Annotated in this window: 19 protein-coding genes; 12 read left to right on the forward strand and 7 right to left on the reverse strand. The window is 43.6% G+C overall.

The window, feature by feature from the left end:
* Positions 1-52 precede the first annotated feature (52 nt).
* The gene (locus ITG09_22060; protein UPR55236.1) at positions 53-739 is read left to right on the forward strand and encodes an SGNH/GDSL hydrolase family protein; all 687 of its coding nucleotides are present in this window, start codon (positions 53-55) and stop codon (positions 737-739) included.
* Positions 740-1,004: 265 nt separating this feature from the next.
* On the opposite strand, the gene ITG09_22065 is transcribed toward ITG09_22060, so the two are convergent.
* From ITG09_22065 to ITG09_22075, 3 genes are read right to left on the reverse strand one after another with little or no spacing between them, the layout of a single operon-like run.
* On the reverse strand, positions 1,005-1,316 hold the full coding sequence (locus ITG09_22065) for a DUF1330 domain-containing protein (protein ID UPR54067.1): 312 nt from the start codon (positions 1,314-1,316) through the stop codon (positions 1,005-1,007).
* Positions 1,317-1,328: 12 nt separating this feature from the next.
* The gene (locus tag ITG09_22070) at positions 1,329-1,955 is read right to left on the reverse strand and encodes an antibiotic biosynthesis monooxygenase (protein ID UPR54068.1); all 627 of its coding nucleotides are present in this window, start codon (positions 1,953-1,955) and stop codon (positions 1,329-1,331) included.
* Positions 1,956-2,006: 51 nt separating this feature from the next.
* Positions 2,007-2,948 carry an NADP-dependent oxidoreductase gene (locus tag ITG09_22075; protein UPR54069.1) on the reverse strand — a complete coding sequence of 314 codons (942 nt, stop codon included), beginning with the start codon at positions 2,946-2,948 and terminating at the stop codon, positions 2,007-2,009.
* Between the two features lie 117 nt (positions 2,949-3,065).
* Between ITG09_22075 and ITG09_22080 the strand changes: the two genes are divergently transcribed.
* Positions 3,066-3,983, forward strand: a complete 918-nt coding sequence (locus ITG09_22080) for a LysR family transcriptional regulator (GenBank protein ID UPR54070.1) — start codon at positions 3,066-3,068, stop codon at positions 3,981-3,983.
* Between the two features lie 462 nt (positions 3,984-4,445).
* Here the strand turns inward: ITG09_22080 and ITG09_22085 are convergent, their stop codons facing one another.
* Positions 4,446-6,452 (reverse strand): acetoacetate--CoA ligase, encoded by a 2,007-nt coding sequence (locus ITG09_22085; protein ID UPR54071.1) that lies wholly within the window; start codon positions 6,450-6,452, stop codon positions 4,446-4,448.
* 199 nt (positions 6,453-6,651) lie between these two features.
* Between ITG09_22085 and ITG09_22090 the strand changes: the two genes are divergently transcribed.
* The 4 genes from ITG09_22090 to ITG09_22105 all read left to right on the forward strand — a co-directional run bounded on the left by ITG09_22090 (position 6,652) and on the right by ITG09_22105 (position 9,046).
* Positions 6,652-7,446 carry a phenylalanine 4-monooxygenase gene (locus ITG09_22090; protein ID UPR54072.1) on the forward strand — a complete coding sequence of 265 codons (795 nt, stop codon included), beginning with the start codon at positions 6,652-6,654 and terminating at the stop codon, positions 7,444-7,446.
* On the forward strand, positions 7,436-7,774 hold the full coding sequence (locus ITG09_22095; GenBank protein UPR54073.1) for a 4a-hydroxytetrahydrobiopterin dehydratase: 339 nt from the start codon (positions 7,436-7,438) through the stop codon (positions 7,772-7,774). Before ITG09_22090 ends, ITG09_22095 begins: the two co-directional genes overlap by 11 nt.
* A gap of 249 nt (positions 7,775-8,023) precedes the next feature.
* Positions 8,024-8,233: a DUF3283 family protein gene (locus ITG09_22100; protein ID UPR54074.1), complete on the forward strand. Its 210-nt coding sequence runs from the start codon at positions 8,024-8,026 to the stop codon at positions 8,231-8,233.
* A 96-nt stretch (positions 8,234-8,329) separates the two neighbouring features.
* A complete protein-coding gene (locus ITG09_22105; GenBank protein UPR54075.1) occupies positions 8,330-9,046 on the forward strand; it encodes a YebC/PmpR family DNA-binding transcriptional regulator in 717 nt (238 codons plus the stop codon).
* Between the two features lie 277 nt (positions 9,047-9,323).
* On the opposite strand, the gene ITG09_22110 is transcribed toward ITG09_22105, so the two are convergent.
* Complete coding sequence (locus ITG09_22110; protein UPR54076.1) at positions 9,324-9,590, reverse strand: DUF2798 domain-containing protein; 267 nt, start codon at positions 9,588-9,590, stop codon at positions 9,324-9,326.
* Between the two features lie 85 nt (positions 9,591-9,675).
* Between ITG09_22110 and ITG09_22115 the strand changes: the two genes are divergently transcribed.
* Both ITG09_22115 and ITG09_22120 read left to right on the forward strand, forming a co-directional pair.
* Positions 9,676-10,578: a LysR family transcriptional regulator gene (locus ITG09_22115; protein ID UPR54077.1), complete on the forward strand. Its 903-nt coding sequence runs from the start codon at positions 9,676-9,678 to the stop codon at positions 10,576-10,578.
* Between the two features lie 12 nt (positions 10,579-10,590).
* Positions 10,591-11,466 carry an NAD(P)-dependent oxidoreductase gene (locus ITG09_22120; GenBank protein UPR54078.1) on the forward strand — a complete coding sequence of 292 codons (876 nt, stop codon included), beginning with the start codon at positions 10,591-10,593 and terminating at the stop codon, positions 11,464-11,466.
* A 218-nt stretch (positions 11,467-11,684) separates the two neighbouring features.
* Here ITG09_22120 and ITG09_22125 read toward each other — a convergent pair whose 3' ends face one another.
* A complete protein-coding gene (locus tag ITG09_22125; GenBank protein ID UPR54079.1) occupies positions 11,685-11,855 on the reverse strand; it encodes a hypothetical protein in 171 nt (56 codons plus the stop codon).
* A 94-nt stretch (positions 11,856-11,949) separates the two neighbouring features.
* On the opposite strand from ITG09_22125, the gene ITG09_22130 reads away from it, so the two are divergent.
* On the forward strand, positions 11,950-12,804 hold the full coding sequence (locus tag ITG09_22130; protein ID UPR54080.1) for a LysR family transcriptional regulator: 855 nt from the start codon (positions 11,950-11,952) through the stop codon (positions 12,802-12,804).
* 58 nt (positions 12,805-12,862) lie between these two features.
* On the opposite strand, the gene ITG09_22135 is transcribed toward ITG09_22130, so the two are convergent.
* Positions 12,863-13,744, reverse strand: a complete 882-nt coding sequence (locus ITG09_22135; protein UPR54081.1) for a LysR family transcriptional regulator — start codon at positions 13,742-13,744, stop codon at positions 12,863-12,865.
* A 116-nt stretch (positions 13,745-13,860) separates the two neighbouring features.
* On the opposite strand from ITG09_22135, the gene ITG09_22140 reads away from it, so the two are divergent.
* The 3 genes from ITG09_22140 (at position 13,861) to ITG09_22150 (ending at position 17,466) form a co-directional block, all read left to right on the forward strand.
* Positions 13,861-14,838, forward strand: a complete 978-nt coding sequence (locus ITG09_22140) for a DUF1254 domain-containing protein (protein UPR54082.1) — start codon at positions 13,861-13,863, stop codon at positions 14,836-14,838.
* A 697-nt stretch (positions 14,839-15,535) separates the two neighbouring features.
* Entirely contained in the window at positions 15,536-16,636 is a 1,101-nt protein-coding gene (locus tag ITG09_22145; protein ID UPR54083.1) for a phosphonoacetaldehyde reductase, read from the forward strand.
* A 14-nt stretch (positions 16,637-16,650) separates the two neighbouring features.
* Positions 16,651-17,466 carry a phosphonoacetaldehyde hydrolase gene (locus ITG09_22150; GenBank protein UPR54084.1) on the forward strand — a complete coding sequence of 272 codons (816 nt, stop codon included), beginning with the start codon at positions 16,651-16,653 and terminating at the stop codon, positions 17,464-17,466.
* The last annotated feature ends 19 nt before the right edge of the window (positions 17,467-17,485 follow it).

Raw genomic sequence — 17,485 nt, forward strand, 5'->3', positions numbered from 1 at the left:
TGCAATACGATATACCACAAGCATCTAAGGTGTGTCTGACGTCGTGCTAACAATTTTTATTTTATTTGTAATACAATTAAATATCTTTAAATCAACGAATAAAATGGCTATGAAATCAGTTCTATGTTTTGGCGATTCCAACACTTGGGGATGTTCCCCAGACTTACCGCGTAGATATAACCGTGCAGAGCGCTGGACGATGTTACTTCAATCAAAACTCCCTAATTATGTCGTGATTGAAGAGGGTTTAAACAGCAGAACAACCGTTTTAGATGATCCTTATGAAGCAGGAAAAAAAGGGCTAGATTACCTTTTACCGTGCATAGAAAGCCATCACCCCGATCTTGTTATACTGATGCTTGGAACCAATGACCTCAAATCTCGTTTCAATTTGACAGCCAGTGATATATCTAAAGGGGCTGCAAGACTCGTTCAACTGATACAAACCTATCAACACGGTTTTATGACTAAGCCTGCTGAAGTCTTGCTAGTGTCACCTACTCATGTCCTTGAAGTGAATCCATTAAAAGAGGGTTTTACGAACGCTGAAGCTAAATCAAAGCAGCTAGGACACTATTTTAAACTTCGCTCCCAAGAGCTGGGTTGTCATTTCTTTGATGCTGCAACCGAAATCCAACCTTGCCCAAAAGAAGGTATACATTGGCAAGCATCTCAGCATGAAAAGTTTGCTGAGATACTAGCAAAGCGAATCCCCACCATCTTGGAAACCGCTGTTTAGTTATAGCTGCAGGCTTTTCCGAGGTTAGAAAGCCTTATGTTGGTATTTCTAGTCATCCTTTTGCTTTGATATTTTTCGTCCTGGCAAACTATGGTGAGGGTTAGATTGAACGCCGCGGGACAAAAGCTTGTTAAGAAGCCAATAGAACTAAGGTGATGCGAATAATCTCTGCTTCTACAAAGTATTCGAATCACCTAAAAGTAACGATCAACTTTACTCATCTGCTACGCCTTCCACTACCTGTACTTAAATAAGATTCTTGGTATTAAGACGGAACAACCAATTTGTCTACAAGGTAGCAATCTATATTGGTAGTGGCAGCAAGGCGTATGAGTTTTGCGTCACGATATTCAATGTCATTATCCCATGCTAATGCAGCTTCTCTACTTGGGAACTGAATGATTACTTTCATTTGTAAACATTGCCCCGACAGTGTCTGACCTTCACTTGTTGCGACCAAAATCTCACCACCATGCTTTGCAACCGTGTTAGCAGTGACATGATTTAATCCAGGGTTGTATTGCGCATAAAGTTCTTCATCCGCAATATCATAATTAACTACATAATAAGCCGTCATTATTATCTCCAATCAACCCGCTATTTGAGTGACAAAGTTCATGTACTGGTTCATATCACCTACCACGGCTTTCTCCATTAATGCCCCAGTCACTTTCGAGTAAGGTTGATTAAAGTGGATATCCCAAACATCCGATTCTTTTCTCCAGTGTTCATACACGGCTAACGTGTCGTCATTGCCATTAATGGTAAACAAATCAAACAACAAATTACCTGCCTCGGTGCGAGTGTGTTGAATATGCTCCTCGAACTGGGCGATTAGCGCTTCACGATGTTCCATTTTTAGTTTGAAAATGAAGAAAATATTAAATTTCTCTTCCTCTTTATCTGCTTGCTTCAAGGCCACAGGCGCAGGGGTTGTTTCACTAAGGTTCAAAACCATCGCAGGCTCAACCAAAGCAGTTTCTGTCAGTTTGATGAGTTTTTGAGTGTGTGCCTGCTGTAAGTGTGAATCCAAAGCCTCCTGATTAACCCAACGGTCGTAGGCAAAAAATAGATTCGAATCTTGGTTATCAACATAGATTCGCATCTCCACATTGCCAGCTTCTTGGCTACTCGCCAGTTGGTGCTCCAATAGCTGTTGTTGAAATTCGTCTTCGTATTCTGGCTTTACTGTGAACTTTACAATTTGGTTAATCATGACTCTACACCTTGTTAGATTTTTAATTTTAACTTCAATGACTTATGGGAACTAAACCGTTACGATAACTTTACCTACGGTTCGGCCAGTTTCGACAGCAGTGTGCGCCAGAGCTAAATCTTTAAACTCGAAAATTTGAGATACGTGTGGTTTGATCGAGTTGTTGGCGAGCATTTCAGCAATCTTTGAAGCGTCTTCACCGTTAGATTGAACAAGAAGCGGAGTAATCGTTAAATTTGATTCAAACGCAGTTTTTTGCATGTTATCTGAAGGCTCTCGAATCGTAATTGAAACGAGTTGACCACCAGAACGCAGCACTTGTAGCGACTTTTCAGCGTTTTCTGGACTCACCGTGTCGAACGCTAAATCAATATCATGAAGTACTTTTTCAAAGTCTTGCTCACGGTAATCGATGTGCTCATCTGCACCAAGTGACATCACAAAATCCTTATTTCGAACCGAACTTGTCGAATAAACATAAGCGCCCATCTGTTTGGCTATTTGAACGGCAAAGTGGCCCACGCCGCCAGATCCCGCATGAATAAGAACTTTATCACCTTGGTTTACCCGACCGTTTAATGCCTGATAGGCCGTCATGGCAGCAAGTGTGGTTGCTGCTGCATCGATAAAATTAACGCCCTCAGGTATTAATGCGAGATGTGATTCTGGAGAGGCAACATACTCCGCATACGCTTTACCATTTCCTGGAAAATTCACCATACCAAAGACGTTATCACCCACTTTGAAATTGGTGACGTTTGCACCAGCTTCAATCACTGTGCCTGCAATGTCCCACCCCAAAATGATAGGACGCTCTTCGCCATACAAATCAAGTAACGCTTCTTCTGCATACTTCACTTTGGTATCAGCAGGATTAATGCTGATGGCTCGAGTTTCTACTAGTACTTCATTGGCTCTAATTGTTGGCTTTTCTACGTCGTGCAACTGTAGGTTTTCAATGCCGCCTGCTTGATGAGTAATAATTGCTTTCATTGGTTTGTCTCCGTTGGTGAACTCGTAAATGATTATATATGTGCCATTATTTGGTATCATCTAGCGAATTAAGGAAAGACTATCCTTAAATTCGGGATTAATAGAGAGGCGGATGAAGTGAACTTTGATCTAAAAACCTTAGCGTTATTCTTACGAGTTGTAGAAATAGGAAAAATTGGACGTGCTGGCGAAGACTTTGGGCTTTCAACGACTAATGCCAGCCAAAGAGTCCAACAATTAGAAGCGGAGCTGGGCGTAAAACTGTTCCATCGCTCAACAAGAACCATCACATTGACTCATGATGGTGAAATGTTTCTACCTCATGCCAGACGCATTGTTGACGATGTTGAAGAGGTGGCAAATGTCTTCAAAGGTAGCGAAAGCAATGTTCAAGGGCGATTAAAAGTGGCTGTATCAGCTTCATATGGTCGACATTACATTGTTCCCTTTATCCCTGAGTTACTCGAGCTGTATCCTAATCTTGAATTGGAAATTGACTTTAATGATAAAACCGAGGATTTAATTGAGCATGGCTACGACTTAGCCTTCCGTATTGGTAACTTGTCTTCAAGTAACCTGTTAGCGAGGCGACTGGCTGACAATCCAATTATGCTAGTTGCTTCACCAGACTATATTGAAAAATATGGTGCACCTGAAAGCCCAGAAGATTTACTCAAGCATCGATGTTTGCCCTTGGGTCATGCTGTCGATTGGGCGTTTATGAGTGCTGACGGGAAAGTACACAAGGTATCTGTAGCAAATCCGATCTCCTTAAACTTAGGGGATGCGATCAGTGATCTTGTTGAGTCTGGTATGGGGGTTGGTATGGCTTCTTACTGGCATGCAGGGCCTTCGTTAAAATCTGGTCGAGTGATTCAAATCCTTCCGGATTATAAGCTTGTGAACGACACAAAAATTTGGGCGGTACGGCCACCTGGCAGAGTTTTACCCGTTAGAGTTAAAGTATTCTTAGACTTTATTGAGAAAAAAATCGTAGATACCAATAAAGTGAGATACGGGGATTTACTGATGTAGTTTGGCTCTTACCTAGAGCACACTAAGACTATTTCTGAGACTCATTAGAATGTAAATGAGCCGGTCAGAATTCGTCCAGAACTAGATATAAGCGAGGCACCTAAATTCCTAATACTGGTTAGCGCTTAGTCGTTAAACCGAGCAACAAGATGATCGATTAAAGCTCTGATTCTTGCAGTTAAATGTCGGTTCTCATGATATACGGTATATAACCCCATTGGTTCTACCTCCATCTCTTCGAAAAGCAGTCAGTTATGATCGACAAGTTCTTCAGCTTTCGTGCCATTAAATTTGAATCTTCCAATATTCCCGATTGGAACAACTTAAACCTTGAGTGAAAATGACAGGCTCGTGCTGACTAGCCCACTAAATAAAGCGAATAAGAAGATCAAAAAAACTCCGCGGCGTTAAATTCCACGGAGGACTTTTTATTTCTAACTCATGTTCTTCTAGGTCTCAGCGCTACAGCGAAACAGCGCGCTTTATCTCTTCCAAAACCTCGGCGTTAGCAATTGCTCCGATGTTTTCTACACTCTTGCCATTGATCACTTGTTTCACTGCCAACTCCACCAATTTACCTGATCGTGTTTTTGGCACGTCACTGATCGCAAAAATCTGGCTTGGTACATGCCTCGGTGAGCAAGAGGATTTGAGTTTACTTTTGATGGCTGTCAGTAAGTTATCATCTAAGCTCACACCTTGCTGCAGTTGAACGAACAGCCATATTTGTTCGTTGCGGTCGACATTTTTACCGACGGCGATGGAATCGATGATGCCCTCAATGGTGTTTACTTGCTGGTAGATCTCGGCGGTACCAATTCGCACGCCACCAGGGTTGAGAGTGGTATCGCCTCGCCCGTAGAACAGGTAGCCACCATGTTCGCTCTGAGCGACTTCGTCACCGTGATGCCACACATTATCAAACCTGTCCCAGTAAGTGCTGTGGTAGCGCTCTCCGGTGTCATTCCAGAAACCAACAGGGAAGTTGGGTAGGGAGTTTGTACACACGAGTTCGCCACGTTCGTGATTGACCTTGTCACCAGACGAATTGAACACCTTGATGTCGACTCCCAGCCCTGCCTGTTGGCACTCACTGCGATACACAGGCGAGATCGGGTTACCCAACACAAAGCAGCCACAAATATCCGTACCGCCAGAAATGGACGCTAAATGCAGATCTTGTTTGATGTGTTTGTAAACGTAATCAAATTGCTCTGGGTAGAGCACAGAACCCGTCGAGCACAGTGTTCTTAAGTGAGGCAGAGAGTGACTTTCGATAGGTGAAAGCTCTGCCTTCTCGATCGCTTCTAGATACTTGGCAGATGTACCAAATAGCGACACATCGGCGCGCAGTGCCAAGTCCCACAGTACATTGGGTTGCGGGTAAATAGGGCTGCCATCAAAGATCACCAAACAAGCGCCGCTGGCGAGTGCAGAGACGTGCCAGTTCCACATCATCCAACCACATGTGGTGTAGTAGAACACGCGATCGTTTGGCTTAACGTCGCAATGAAGTTGATGCTCTTTTAGGTGGTTGATGGTGGTGCCACCAACCGAGTGAACAATACACTTAGGCTTGCCTGTCGTGCCGGAAGAGTAGAGTACAAACAACGGTTCATTGAAGCCGACACGCACAAATCGCACAGGCTGTGGCTGATAGTGATTAATGATACTGTGCCAGCTTCGGGTCGGCACATCATTTTCAGAGTCATTCCTTGCCAAGTAACCGATCTGACACACCTGTTTTAGATCGGTTAAGTGCTCGATGATTTCACGGTTCTTGTCCGTCATATTGAACGTTTTGCCATTGAAGGTATAGCCATCACAGGTGAACAGCACCTTGGGTTTCACTTGACCAAATCGTTCAATCACACTCTCGATGCCAAAATCAGGCGAAGTCGATGTCCAAATTGCGCCCAAGCTGGTGGCTGCCAGCATCGCTATTACAGTTTGTGGCAGATAGGGCGTATATGCAGCAACTACATCACCTTGTTGAACTCCGCTATCAACAAGCCATTGCTGAACGCTAGAGACCGCTTCACACAGGGTTTTCCATGTATAGCTCTGTTGTTCGCCACGCTCATTCTCAAACCAAATCGCAAGCTCATCAGGCATGGTGTGGGCCAAACGCAGCAAATTCTCGGCGTAGTTCACCTGCGCATTTGGAAACCAAACCGCATCACGATTCGACTTAGGCTGCTGCCAGCGGCTCTCACCTTGAGCTTTGATGGTCTCGCTTTCTACCTTGTTAATACAGTCTTGCGAGCCGACTACTCCACAAAACTGCCATACGTTTTGCCAAAACGATTCCGGTTGATCCACAGACCATTGATGGAGTTCGGTGTAGCTTTTTACGTCCCTATCCAGGTTTAACCCAGACTGTTCAAGGCTATCGATAAATCGGGTTAAGTTGGCATCGTCTATACGCTGCTCGCTTGGCTGCCAAATGGGCTTATTGCTTTCGTGCATTCCTTTACCTTTAACAAAAAGTTAACGTTTTCAGTCTGGTATTTAGGTTTTACAAAGTCAAAAGTTCAGCAAAATAAGCGTCTGGCGGAATTGTGTAAATAAAATGTTACACGATCGCCTGTTTCGAAAAATCGCGCAAATTGGCGCTTATAAGGAGTGAAGATAGGCTTAAAGTGAGACATTCGAAAGGAGGTGTGTAATGACTCAATATCATTCTAAGCCCGTGAGCCAAGAGGGATGGGTTGAGTGGAGCCTCGAAGAAGATGCCATTTGGCACGACTTGGTGAAAAGGCAACTGGACGTCATTAGTGACCGCGCATGCGATGCTTATTTGCACGGTTTGACCCTGCTGGATCTGCCATTAGACAGAGTTCCTCAGCTTCCTGAGATAAACAAAGTGCTGAAGGAAACAACAGGTTGGCAGGTTCAGCCTGTTCCTGCGTTAATCGATTTTGACCGTTTCTTTGATTTGCTCGCCAATAAGAAATTCCCAGTGGCGACATTTTTGAGGACGCGAGACGAGTTCGATTATTTACAAGAACCTGATTTCTTTCATGAAATTTTTGGTCACTGTGCCATGCTCACTAATGCTGATTTCGCAGCATTCACTGAGCATTATGGAAAACTAGGCCAAGCAGCGACATCCAAACAGCGCGCTTATCTTGCCCGTTTGTATTGGTTTACGGTCGAGTTCGGTTTAGTAAAAGAAGGCCAACAACTGAAAATCTATGGCGGTGGTATTCTTTCGTCTCCGGCGGAAACTATGTATGCGTTGGGAGGGGACTTGGCCGTTCGCGAGCGGTTCGATCTACGAACGGTTTTAAGAACGCCTTATCGCATCGACATCATGCAGCCGAAATATTACGTGATCGACGAGCTGTCTGAGCTCTTCAAAATCAGTCAGGAAAACCTATTACAGCAAGCTGATCTCGCCATCGATGCGGGGTTACTACCACCACTTTTTGAACCCAAGGAACCTACACATGTTGAATGAACAAAAATGCGAAGCCTGCAGTATCGATGCGATTGCCCTAAGTAAAGATGACCAACAATCTTTACTGTTGGAGTTGTCAGACTGGCTGATCATCGAAAGAGACGGTATCCCACAGCTTGAGAAGGTGTTTAAGTTTAAGAACTACAAACAAGCATGGGCATTCAGCAATAAAGTGTCAGAGTTGGCAGAAGAAGAGTTCCACCACCCTTCGATCCTATTGGAGTGGGGCAAAGTCACCGTCACTTGGTGGAGCCACTCAATCAAAGGCCTGCACAAGAATGACTTCATCTGCGCCTCACGCTGCGATGTGTTCGCCGTGAGTGAGTAGCTTTGGAGGTTAGAAAGTACTCTTTCTCCTTTGTGATGTGATTAACTCATTATTCGGCTCATGGTATGAGTTGAATAAGCGAAACTTTCGCATCATGGGGCGTCACTTCTCTTAAACTAGCTTGACCTGCATCAGTGACTTGCTTGGTTTCTTGCCTCATAAAGCCTTTCTGTTACTCATAGTATTGGTTTTATGAGGCTGCTCTATGATATATTTCTCGGCCAAGCGTATTACAGACGAAGGCTAATAATGTCTATCAACCTTTCACTCCTTCCACCCAGTGAGAAAAATAAAATCGAACTGGATAAGCAGGCATCGTTTCTTGTATGGAAATTGAAGCAGGCGAAATGTGGCCCCGAAGCCATTGTTGAAGAAGCAATGAAGCTAGGTGACCCAGAAGAAAAGGCTTGGTTTGATCAGTCTGTAGAAAAATACAAACGGGTAATGGGTGTCGCATAAACGCAGATAAACCTTACCCAGCAAAGCTGTAGAATTGAAATGACACAGTAATTTGCTAGAATTTGCTCCGTTAATTGAATCAGAGAGAAGATCCCGATGGGAAGAAGTTTTGAAGTGCGCAAGGCCTCAATGGCGAAAACTGCAGGCGCAAAAATTAAAGTTTATTCTAAATACGGTAAAGAGATTTACGTACTGGCTAAGAACGGCAGCTCTGACCCAGACATGAACTTACCTCTTAAGCACCTGATTGCTAAAGCTAAGAAAGACCAAGTACCAGCTCACGTTATCGACAAAGCGATCGATAAAGCGAACGGCGGCGGCGGTGAAGACTTCCAACCAGCTCGTTACGAAGGTTTCGGCCCTGGTGGCACAAGCGTAATCGTTGACTGTCTAACTGACAACGGCAACCGTACTTTCCAAGACGTTCGCCAATGTTTCGTTAAGACTGGTGCGAAAATCGGTGTTGAAGGTACAGTTTCTCACATGTTCGCTCACCAAGCTGTATTCCAGTTTGCTGGCGAAGATGACGAGATCATCCTAGAAACGCTAATGATGGAAGACGTAGACGTGACTGACGTTGAGCTAGAAGACGGTGTTATCACTGTATTCGCTCCAACGACTGAGTTCTTCAAAACGAAGACTGCACTACACACTGCGTTCCCTGAGCTAACTCTAGACGTTGAGGAAATCACTTTCGTTCCTCAAACAACTACGCCAGTAGCTGAAGAAGATTCTGAGAAGTTCCAGAAGTTCTTAGACATGCTTGACGACTGTGATGACGTTCAACAGGTTTATCACAACGCTGAGCTGTAATATCAATCTATAATTGATAGCTTTGCTCTTGTGAGTAGAATGTAGAATACAAAAAACCGAGCCTAGTGCTCGGTTTTTTTATGCCGTTTATTCAGAGATAGAAGAACTTAAAAGTGTGCCTCTGAGTGTTGGCTGTTTTCTTTGGTCTGCTGCTGTGATTGCTTACTGTTTTTATTCACTGTACCCGTTCGTAGTATCTGTTCGGAACCGCTGATCGAATTTCCCTTGATCATCGTTCCGTGGGTAGCGACATGATCCGCCTAGTCTCATGATCGACTTAGTTAGTTGTTTCAGGTGAAATTAATGGGTTAGGTATCGTTTTAGTTCTTGGCTTACATATCCACGCTGCTAATTTTCGAATCAATGGCAGTACGGTTAGGTTGAGTGTTAATGCGCAAGGCCAAGCAATAAAGAAGCTTTGTAGCCAAATAGGCGGCCATTCGTGGCTGAACCCCATTTTGTAACCTGAGATAACCCCAGACATAATCATTGCCATGGTCAGGGAAGATAAAATAGCCGTTACCCAAAATTGTTTATTGTTCATTGTATGTTTCTCCCGTGATTTTCTGTTGTTGATGAGATAAGGTTACATCTATCCATTAATGAGAAAAATAGGCACATATAGAAGTATGAATTCCATATTTGGAAACATTGATGATCTGTTCTTATTCTGTGCAGTGGTTGAAGAGGGTTCTTTGCTTTCGGCATCGAAACGTCTGCAATTACCTGTGTCGACCATGTCGCGTCGATTAACCGCATTGGAAGAGCGCCTGAGTATCCGACTTTTAGAAAAGAAAGGTCGTGAGTTGGTGGCCACTAAAGATGGCGAGGCGGCCTTTGCTGCGTTGAGCAGTGGTATGGAATCGCTGCATCAAGGCTTCAGTAGCTTGCTTGAGGAGCGCGATGCGATTCAAGGTAAGATAAAGCTCGCAGTGCCTCATAACTTCTACAGTGGCTTTCTACGTTCGACCATTGAGCAATATCTTGTTGAGTATCCCAATGTGCAGCTTGATTTAACTCTGAGTCAGCAGCAAGTGGTTCCTCAAACTGATCGTGACTTGTTGATTACGTTTAAGATTTCCGACATGGAAGGCATGATTGCTCGGCCACTGTTTAAAGCCAAACACGGTTTCTTTGCGAGCCCAGATTATTTGGATTCCCACAGTGCGATTAAAAATCCAGGTGATCTAGAGCATCACGACTGGATTAATGTCGATGATGTTTTTGATATGCCGCTCTACAAATCTGACCGCTTAGAGCAGATGGTGACGATTAAACCGAAGTTTATTGTCAATGACATCAATGCTGTGGCCGCCGCAGCGCTGAAGGGGTTGGGGCTTGCTTCACTGCCTTTTCGCCATGTATCTCCAGAGATGAATCTGATTCAAGTGCTCCCTGAGTATCATCGGGGTGATCGCCAAGCGTATTTAGTGTACAAAGAAAGAAAATATCAGCCAAAGGCTTTGACCCTGCTTATCGATGCATTGATTGAGAGTGTTCGATCTTTCCATAGTGATGACTTGGTCAAATAAAAGGAGAAAGGAATGAAAGTAAGTTTTATCGGACTAGGCGTTATGGGTTTTCCAATGGCAGGCCACCTAGTCAAAGCCGGTTTTGAAGTAACGGTATTTAACCGCACTCACAGTAAAGCGCTAGACTGGGCTGATAAACACCAAGGTAAAGCCGCAGAAAGCGTAGCTGAATGTGTAGCAGATGCGGATGTTGTACTTGTCTGTGTTGGCAACGATGACGACGTACGCAGCATGACGACCAGCGAAACAGGCGCATTGGCGGCAATGAAGCCAAACGCGATTCTTGTTGACCACACGACAACGTCAGCAATCCTGTCTGAAGAACTTGAAGTCGCTGCGAAGCAAGCAGGTGTTCGCTTCATGGATGCACCAGTGTCTGGTGGCCAAGCGGGCGCAGAAAACGGCGTGTTAACCATCATGTGTGGCGGCGAACAAGCGCTTTTCAATGACCTTCAACCTGTGTTCGACGCTTACGGTAAGTCGTCGGTTCTGATGGGTAAAGTAGGTCAAGGCCAACGCGCGAAAATGGTCAATCAGATCTGCATCGCAGGTGTATTGAACGGCTTATCTGAAGGCTTGGTACTTGCTGAAAAATCAGGTTTGGACATCCCAACTCTGGTTGATTGCCTTAAAAACGGCGCAGCAGGTTCATGGCAGATGGAAAACCGCGCCACCACAATGGCGCAAGACAAGTTCGATTTCGGCTTCGCAATTGATTGGATGATCAAAGACTTAGGATTCTGCTTAGATGAAGCAGAGCGTCAAGGTATCCAACTTCCATTGACTGAAAAAACCAACAACGCATACAAGGCACTGTCTGCCGAAGGACAAGGCCGCATGGATACATCAGTATTGATGAAAGCCGTGGTTGAAGAGACGAAGAAGTAGAAGAAACAGTCGCAGCGAAGAAGTAGTAAAAGCTTTGCTTAGATAACTAAAATAGCCGCTGATTAGCGGCTATTTTAGTTTGTGTGAACTTAGGAATGCAGTGAAAGCGTTGCTTCTGAAACTCTCTATTGGAAAAAGAAGTATCTTAGAACCTTAAATACTTGTATGTCGTTTTTTGAGCCGTTGATTATCCGATCCTCACAAATACGTTTTTAGTATTAGTTTTTCTCAAAAGTCCCAATAGTCTTAATAACTCCTGCCATGACATCCGTAGAGTCTGCCTTTTTAGATGCTTTTTGCATCGCCTCCGAGTGTTTATTTAAACGCGCTCTCAATTCATCTAATTCTTTTTGAGTTGTCGTTTGTTCTTTTTGTTGTGCACTATTCATGTTTACACCATTAACTAATCTTGTGAGGTGATATTGTTATCTATAAAATTGATACAATGTAGTTAGTTATTATCTGAAATATAGATGGGTTGTAATGTTTACACTTCAGCAACTAGAAACGTTGGTTACATGTGTAGAATGTGGTTCTTTCTCTGCTGCTGCAAGAAAGTTAGGAAAAGCACAATCAGCAATCAGTACCGCAATTGCTAACTTAGAAATTGATACTGACACAATTATCTTTGATCGTTCTTCCCGCACACCACGATTAACTGCACAGGGCAAGCGCCTTTATTCTCACTCGGTGAGTTTACTGAATAATGCATACCGAATAGAAAATATGATGCAGGCATTTAGCTCAGGTATTGAAGATAAGCTAACAATCGCTATCAATGCGTTGTTGCTTACACCTGAATTTTACGACGCGGTAAAAGAGTTCTACACGCTTTTCCCTTTCACACAGCTCAATTTAAACGTCGTCGAAAACCATTTTGTCGCTGATATGGTTGCAAAAAACGAAGCAGATATTGGCTTTATGCTGTGGGGACAAGAGCATCCGACAAATGTAGAACTTGGTTCGATTGGTTATATTCCATTCTCTATAGCCGTTCACCACTCACATCCCTTACTATCGAGCTCAAGCGTTACATCCGAAAACGTAAAAAATTACCACCAAGTGTTATTGAAAGATTCCCATTTACACTACAACACCCCACTGTCACGGTCTGACTCTATCGTGAATAATTTAGAGGGAGTCGTTGAGCTAATACGGTTCAATCATAACTGGAGCTTTTTGCCAGATCACGTAATAAGACTTCACAGTGACTTAAGAAAACTAGAAATTGTAGGTGAAGAAAAAGATTGGTTGTTGCAAGTTGATCGTGCCACTAGCCAAAAGCAAGGTAAAGCAATTCAATGGTTCATAGAAAAGAGTAAAAACTTCTATACGTAGTGTGACCCTTAAAATTAGTCACCTAGTTAATAGCAGTTGAAACACAGTGAGGATTTAATTATCTAGATTGAAGCATAACCCTTTTTATTACGTCATGAACGGCAAGGTTTAGGGGGCTTTGGCGATCGACAAGACGCATGCAGGATACAAGGTTTAAATCAATCCTAAGCTCTTTGGGTGGCTCTATGGTGTTAAGCGAAGCGTCCTTCCAACTATCGCTTAATACGCAGGCGTGTTCCCCCTGCTCTAGGATTTGCCTCGCCACTGAAAAATTGTCTACCGTGATACTGATGTGCGGCTCAATCCCACTACTTTTCAACATTTCTAAATATCGGTAACGGTCTTCATTCCAGCCTTGGCTTCGGATCTTGATAAAAGGTAATTGCAACGCCTCTTCCCATGTTAATTGCCCCAATGATTTTGATACAGCGATCACCAGTTGATCGGCCATGATGCGTTTCTGGAAGATATTCGTACTACGGTCTTCATTTAGAAAGTGCACACCTAGGGTAATGTCACCCTGTTCTAATTTTTGCTCTGTATCTGATGCCCAAGTCTTCAACTCTATTTGCGCTTTGGGAAACGTTTTCGAGAGCTCCCTAAACAAACTAACGCCTGAGAACTCTAGTGTGGAGGCGAAGAAAGCAAGGTTGATTGGCCCTTCATAGGTAGATGGATTGAATGATATTGGTGAGGTGGCGGAGTGCATCAAGGACAAGGCTTGCTCAATCTTGGGCAAAATAGATTTGCTGTAATGTGTTGGTCTTAACCCTTCCGTAGTGCGTTCGAAAAGTGGGTGCCCTAATTGTTCTCTTAGCTTGGTCATTTGCTTGCTGACGGCGCTCTCTGAGATCCCCAGTTTCATCCCAGCCCTTTTTAGGCTATTCGACTGACACAGTAATACAAAGGTACGCAGCAAGTTCAAGTCTATACTTTCCATCCTGGCAAGTCCTATTTTCCACGCTTTCCATTTTGGAAGTATAAAGTGATCACTATCGGCAGAGCAAATAATACTCTTCCAAATGACATTCACTTTGAAATATAAAGGTCGCTACTATGAAAACACTATTTCCCCTTACTGCTGTCGCTTTATTCTCAACCAGCGTTATTGCCGCGCCAACTATCGTCACGGAAGATAATTTTGCTCAGGCATACACCAATATGCGTCTCGGTGCGGTAGTAGAGAAAGCTGGTGGTATCAATACATTCTTTGAGATGCCAGTACCGAGCAGCGTTCCAGAAGAGCAGTTCGTTGTACGAATGAATCGAGACACTTTTTATTCCGTTTCTGTCATCGATATGTCGAACGATGATGTCTACGTGACGGTTCCAGAAACTGACCAATATGTGTCATTGCAAGTCGTGGACGAAAACCACGAGACGCAACCAATGATCTACGGTTCAGGTCGTCATAAAATCAGTGCAAAAACCGACCACGCATTTGTCATTGTCCGTGCTCTTGAAGATGATGCACGCCGTAACCTGAAAATTGAAACAGGCAGTGAGAAACCGTTTGAAGTAAAAGAGTGGGATATGGCGTCGTTCAGTGCCACGGATAAAGCTGGCAACATCGATTTCAGTGACGGATATGACCAATCAAAGGCGTTTGGTAACAAAGAAAGCGGCCAAACTGATTACATGAATTACGTTGGCGCAGCTGGCGGTTGGGGTGGTGCAATGGTTGAAGACAACATCTATCAAACCAGTCAGTACTTCGATGCGAATGCATGTTACGAGACGACTTTCAAAGATCCTAAGGCAGGATCATTCTGGTCGGCGACCGTATATAACGCTGATGGACGCATGTTCAACGACAAGGCCAATATTTCGAGTGAAATGGCCCCCGTGATCAACAGCGATGGAACTTACACTCTCCGTTTCGGATGTGAAGGTCAGCCAAACAACATTCCAACTATGGACGGTAATAACACGGGTAAATTTAATGTTCTTATGCGCCACTACAATCCTAGCGAACCAGTGAGCAAAGGCGAGAAAGGCTACAACCCAGCGACGATGATTAAGAAAGCAGGTTGATTTAAGTTGTTGGTTCTGATGAATAAAGTAGTCGAAGTCTCATTTAGAACATTAAAAATAGCCGCTGATTAGTGGCTATTTTTTATAAATCAACGATAGAGAAAGCGTTAGTTTTAAACTCACAAGTGATTATTTTTGAGTTACCGTATTTGCGAAATTAGCCAGTTACGGATTATCAGAAGTGTTGTTAATGTCTAATTTAGTGACAGACATTACCTTCATTCATGGGGGCTTATCATAGAGTCAAGATCGCAGACTACACCGAAGCTCAATCGATTAATTGCACTACAAAACTGATACGGGTTACCTGTTTTACTTAGTCCTAATCGACAAAATCTATGAATGTGTTGACTCAAATCGTAGTTGCGTTGAGGCTGAGGTCTTGGTGTGTAGATAGCTGTAAAGTTTGAAGCATCGGAAAGTCGATACTCGTGATATTTGATTCTATGAAAATGTTGATGAGGTTGACGTACAAGCTGAAAGAAAAGTGACTGAATAAATACATAGATTGTGGCAGCGACGTTACATGCGGTAAAACACTGCAATTTCGTTTCATTCTCACTTCATTTATATGACAGAAAATTAAAGAGGAATTAAGTTAAGTTAGATTATATCTAGTTTAACTACACGTAATTTTAATATTTCTACTTCAATATCCATTGTCATCAAATACAGCGATGAAGTAGAAATAAAAATCATGTGGCACTTTCAAAATCCAGTTGAAATTATCAGCGGCGATAATGCATTAAGCGAATTACATTCCAGAATAAATGGGCGTAATTATTCAATAGTCACCTATGACAATGATGTATTTAAAACATATACAGAAGAAGTCATTCAAGCTATTGGTCACCAGCCTAACCATATTATTGATGGTGTAGTTGAAAACCCTCACTTTGATAATTTAAGTCTGCTTTGTGAACAATTAGCTAAACAAAAAGAGAGTACCGACGTTTTTGTCGCTCTTGGTGGCGGTTCAGTCATGGACACCGCAAAGGTATTGGCCGCCAGCAGTGGTGACTTCACCAATATCGCTGATTACCTGAAAGGTAAAGTAGATACGGACTCATTAACCTATCAAGAAATCATTGCCATACCGACAACGGCAGGCACAGGCAGTGAAGTGACGCATTGGGGAACCGTTTGGGACCCAGAAAATGACAAAAAATACTCTCTCGCCGACCCACGGCTATACCCTACAGCCACCATTGTACATGCACCGTTTACAGCGAAGCTTCCAGTATCTATCACTGTGAGCACTGGGCTTGATGCACTATCTCACGCACTTGAAAGCTTATGGAATAAAAATCGTAATCCGATCAGTGCGGTTTTTGCTGTTACAGCATCAAAAGCGATCATCACTATATTGCCGGAACTGGTAAAACAACCTACAAACTTAACACTTAGAACCAAAATGCAAGAAGCAGCTTTGATGGCTGGCCTCGCTTTCTCGAATACAAAAACCTCTATTGCCCACAACATGTCCTATGCGATCACACTAGAAAAAGGCACAGCACATGGCATTGCATGCAGCTTTACGCTACCCGCAATCATTCGTTCTATTGATACCAACGACCAAGAGCTCATCAACTATTTGGAAGATATTTTTGACTCAAGCATTGGGCAAGCAGCCAACAAAATGGAGCGATTTCTTAACGAGCTCAATATTAAAACAGACCCAATCAGTTACGGATACTCAAAAGAACAATGGAATAGTTTAGTAGAGCAAGCGTCACAAGGCCAAAGGGGTAGAAATTTCTCAGGAAATATTAATCAACTTATTGCGAATTTTAATTAACTTGGATTTATGAAATGAAAACAGTAGAAGCAGTTATATTTGATTGGGCAGGAACCACGGTTGATTTTGGTTCTTTTGCTCCCACCACAATTTTTGTTGAAGCATTTAAAAAAGCCTTCAATTTCGAAATCACTCTAGGCGAAGCTCGTGGCCCAATGGGAATGGGGAAATGGGATCACATTCGTACGTTGGGCAACGATGAAGCAATCTCGGCACGTTGGATTAAACGTTTCGGTGCACCTATGACAGACGAGCAAGTCACCGCCATTTACAATGCTTTCATGCCATTGCAAATAAAGAAAGTTCAGCAACCTGAACATTCAAGCCTGATCCCCGGTGCTACTGAAACATTAGCGTTTCTTGCCCAGCACAACATCAAAGTCGGATCGTGTTCTGGCTACCCTCGTCCAGTGATGGAAGCACTTATCCCAGCTGCAGCAGCAAATGGTTATAGCCCCGATTGTGTCGTGGCGAGTGATGATCTTCGTGCCGGCAGCCGACCAGGCCCTTGGATGGCACTCCAAAACGTCATTGAACTCGGTGTGAATAGCGTTGCTCGATGCATCAAAGTCGATGACTCAGTGCCAGGCATAGATGAAGGGCTGAATGCTGGAATGTGGACCGTCGGACTTTCCCTCTCTGGTAACGAAGCAGGATTCACGCTCAACGAATTCTTAGAAGCAACCGACGAACAGAAAGCCAATGCGCGCGAACTGGCGAGTAAAAAAATGCTAGATGCTAACGCGCACTACGTCATCGATACGATCGCAGACCTACCTGCTGTTATCACCGATATAAACCGCCGCATCGCTGCTGGCGAACGCCCTTAAGACTAACAACTCGAAGATT

The organism is Vibrio cyclitrophicus (genome assembly GCA_023206055.1).
GTDB lineage: Bacteria > Pseudomonadota > Gammaproteobacteria > Enterobacterales > Vibrionaceae > Vibrio > Vibrio cyclitrophicus_A.

What these genes read in the sequence shown, in the direction of transcription:
- ITG09_22110 (UPR54076.1), bottom strand. Translation starts at nt 9,590, where the DNA reads ATGAACAATAAACAATTTTGGGTAACGGCTATTTTATCTTCCCTGACC.
- ITG09_22085 (UPR54071.1), bottom strand. Translation starts at nt 6,452, where the DNA reads ATGCACGAAAGCAATAAGCCCATTTGGCAGCCAAGCGAGCAGCGTATA.
- ITG09_22115 (UPR54077.1), top strand. Translation starts at nt 9,676, where the DNA reads ATGAATTCCATATTTGGAAACATTGATGATCTGTTCTTATTCTGTGCA.
- ITG09_22125 (UPR54079.1), bottom strand. Translation starts at nt 11,855, where the DNA reads ATGAATAGTGCACAACAAAAAGAACAAACGACAACTCAAAAAGAATTA.
- ITG09_22095 (UPR54073.1), top strand. Translation starts at nt 7,436, where the DNA reads ATGTTGAATGAACAAAAATGCGAAGCCTGCAGTATCGATGCGATTGCC.
- ITG09_22090 (UPR54072.1), top strand. Translation starts at nt 6,652, where the DNA reads ATGACTCAATATCATTCTAAGCCCGTGAGCCAAGAGGGATGGGTTGAG.
- ITG09_22140 (UPR54082.1), top strand. Translation starts at nt 13,861, where the DNA reads ATGAAAACACTATTTCCCCTTACTGCTGTCGCTTTATTCTCAACCAGC.
- ITG09_22135 (UPR54081.1), bottom strand. Translation starts at nt 13,744, where the DNA reads ATGGAAAGTATAGACTTGAACTTGCTGCGTACCTTTGTATTACTGTGT.
- ITG09_22130 (UPR54080.1), top strand. Translation starts at nt 11,950, where the DNA reads ATGTTTACACTTCAGCAACTAGAAACGTTGGTTACATGTGTAGAATGT.
- ITG09_22150 (UPR54084.1), top strand. Translation starts at nt 16,651, where the DNA reads ATGAAAACAGTAGAAGCAGTTATATTTGATTGGGCAGGAACCACGGTT.
- ITG09_22100 (UPR54074.1), top strand. Translation starts at nt 8,024, where the DNA reads ATGTCTATCAACCTTTCACTCCTTCCACCCAGTGAGAAAAATAAAATC.
- ITG09_22065 (UPR54067.1), bottom strand. Translation starts at nt 1,316, where the DNA reads ATGACGGCTTATTATGTAGTTAATTATGATATTGCGGATGAAGAACTT.
- ITG09_22120 (UPR54078.1), top strand. Translation starts at nt 10,591, where the DNA reads ATGAAAGTAAGTTTTATCGGACTAGGCGTTATGGGTTTTCCAATGGCA.
- ITG09_22075 (UPR54069.1), bottom strand. Translation starts at nt 2,948, where the DNA reads ATGAAAGCAATTATTACTCATCAAGCAGGCGGCATTGAAAACCTACAG.
- ITG09_22105 (UPR54075.1), top strand. Translation starts at nt 8,330, where the DNA reads ATGGGAAGAAGTTTTGAAGTGCGCAAGGCCTCAATGGCGAAAACTGCA.
- ITG09_22145 (UPR54083.1), top strand. Translation starts at nt 15,536, where the DNA reads ATGTGGCACTTTCAAAATCCAGTTGAAATTATCAGCGGCGATAATGCA.
- ITG09_22070 (UPR54068.1), bottom strand. Translation starts at nt 1,955, where the DNA reads ATGATTAACCAAATTGTAAAGTTCACAGTAAAGCCAGAATACGAAGAC.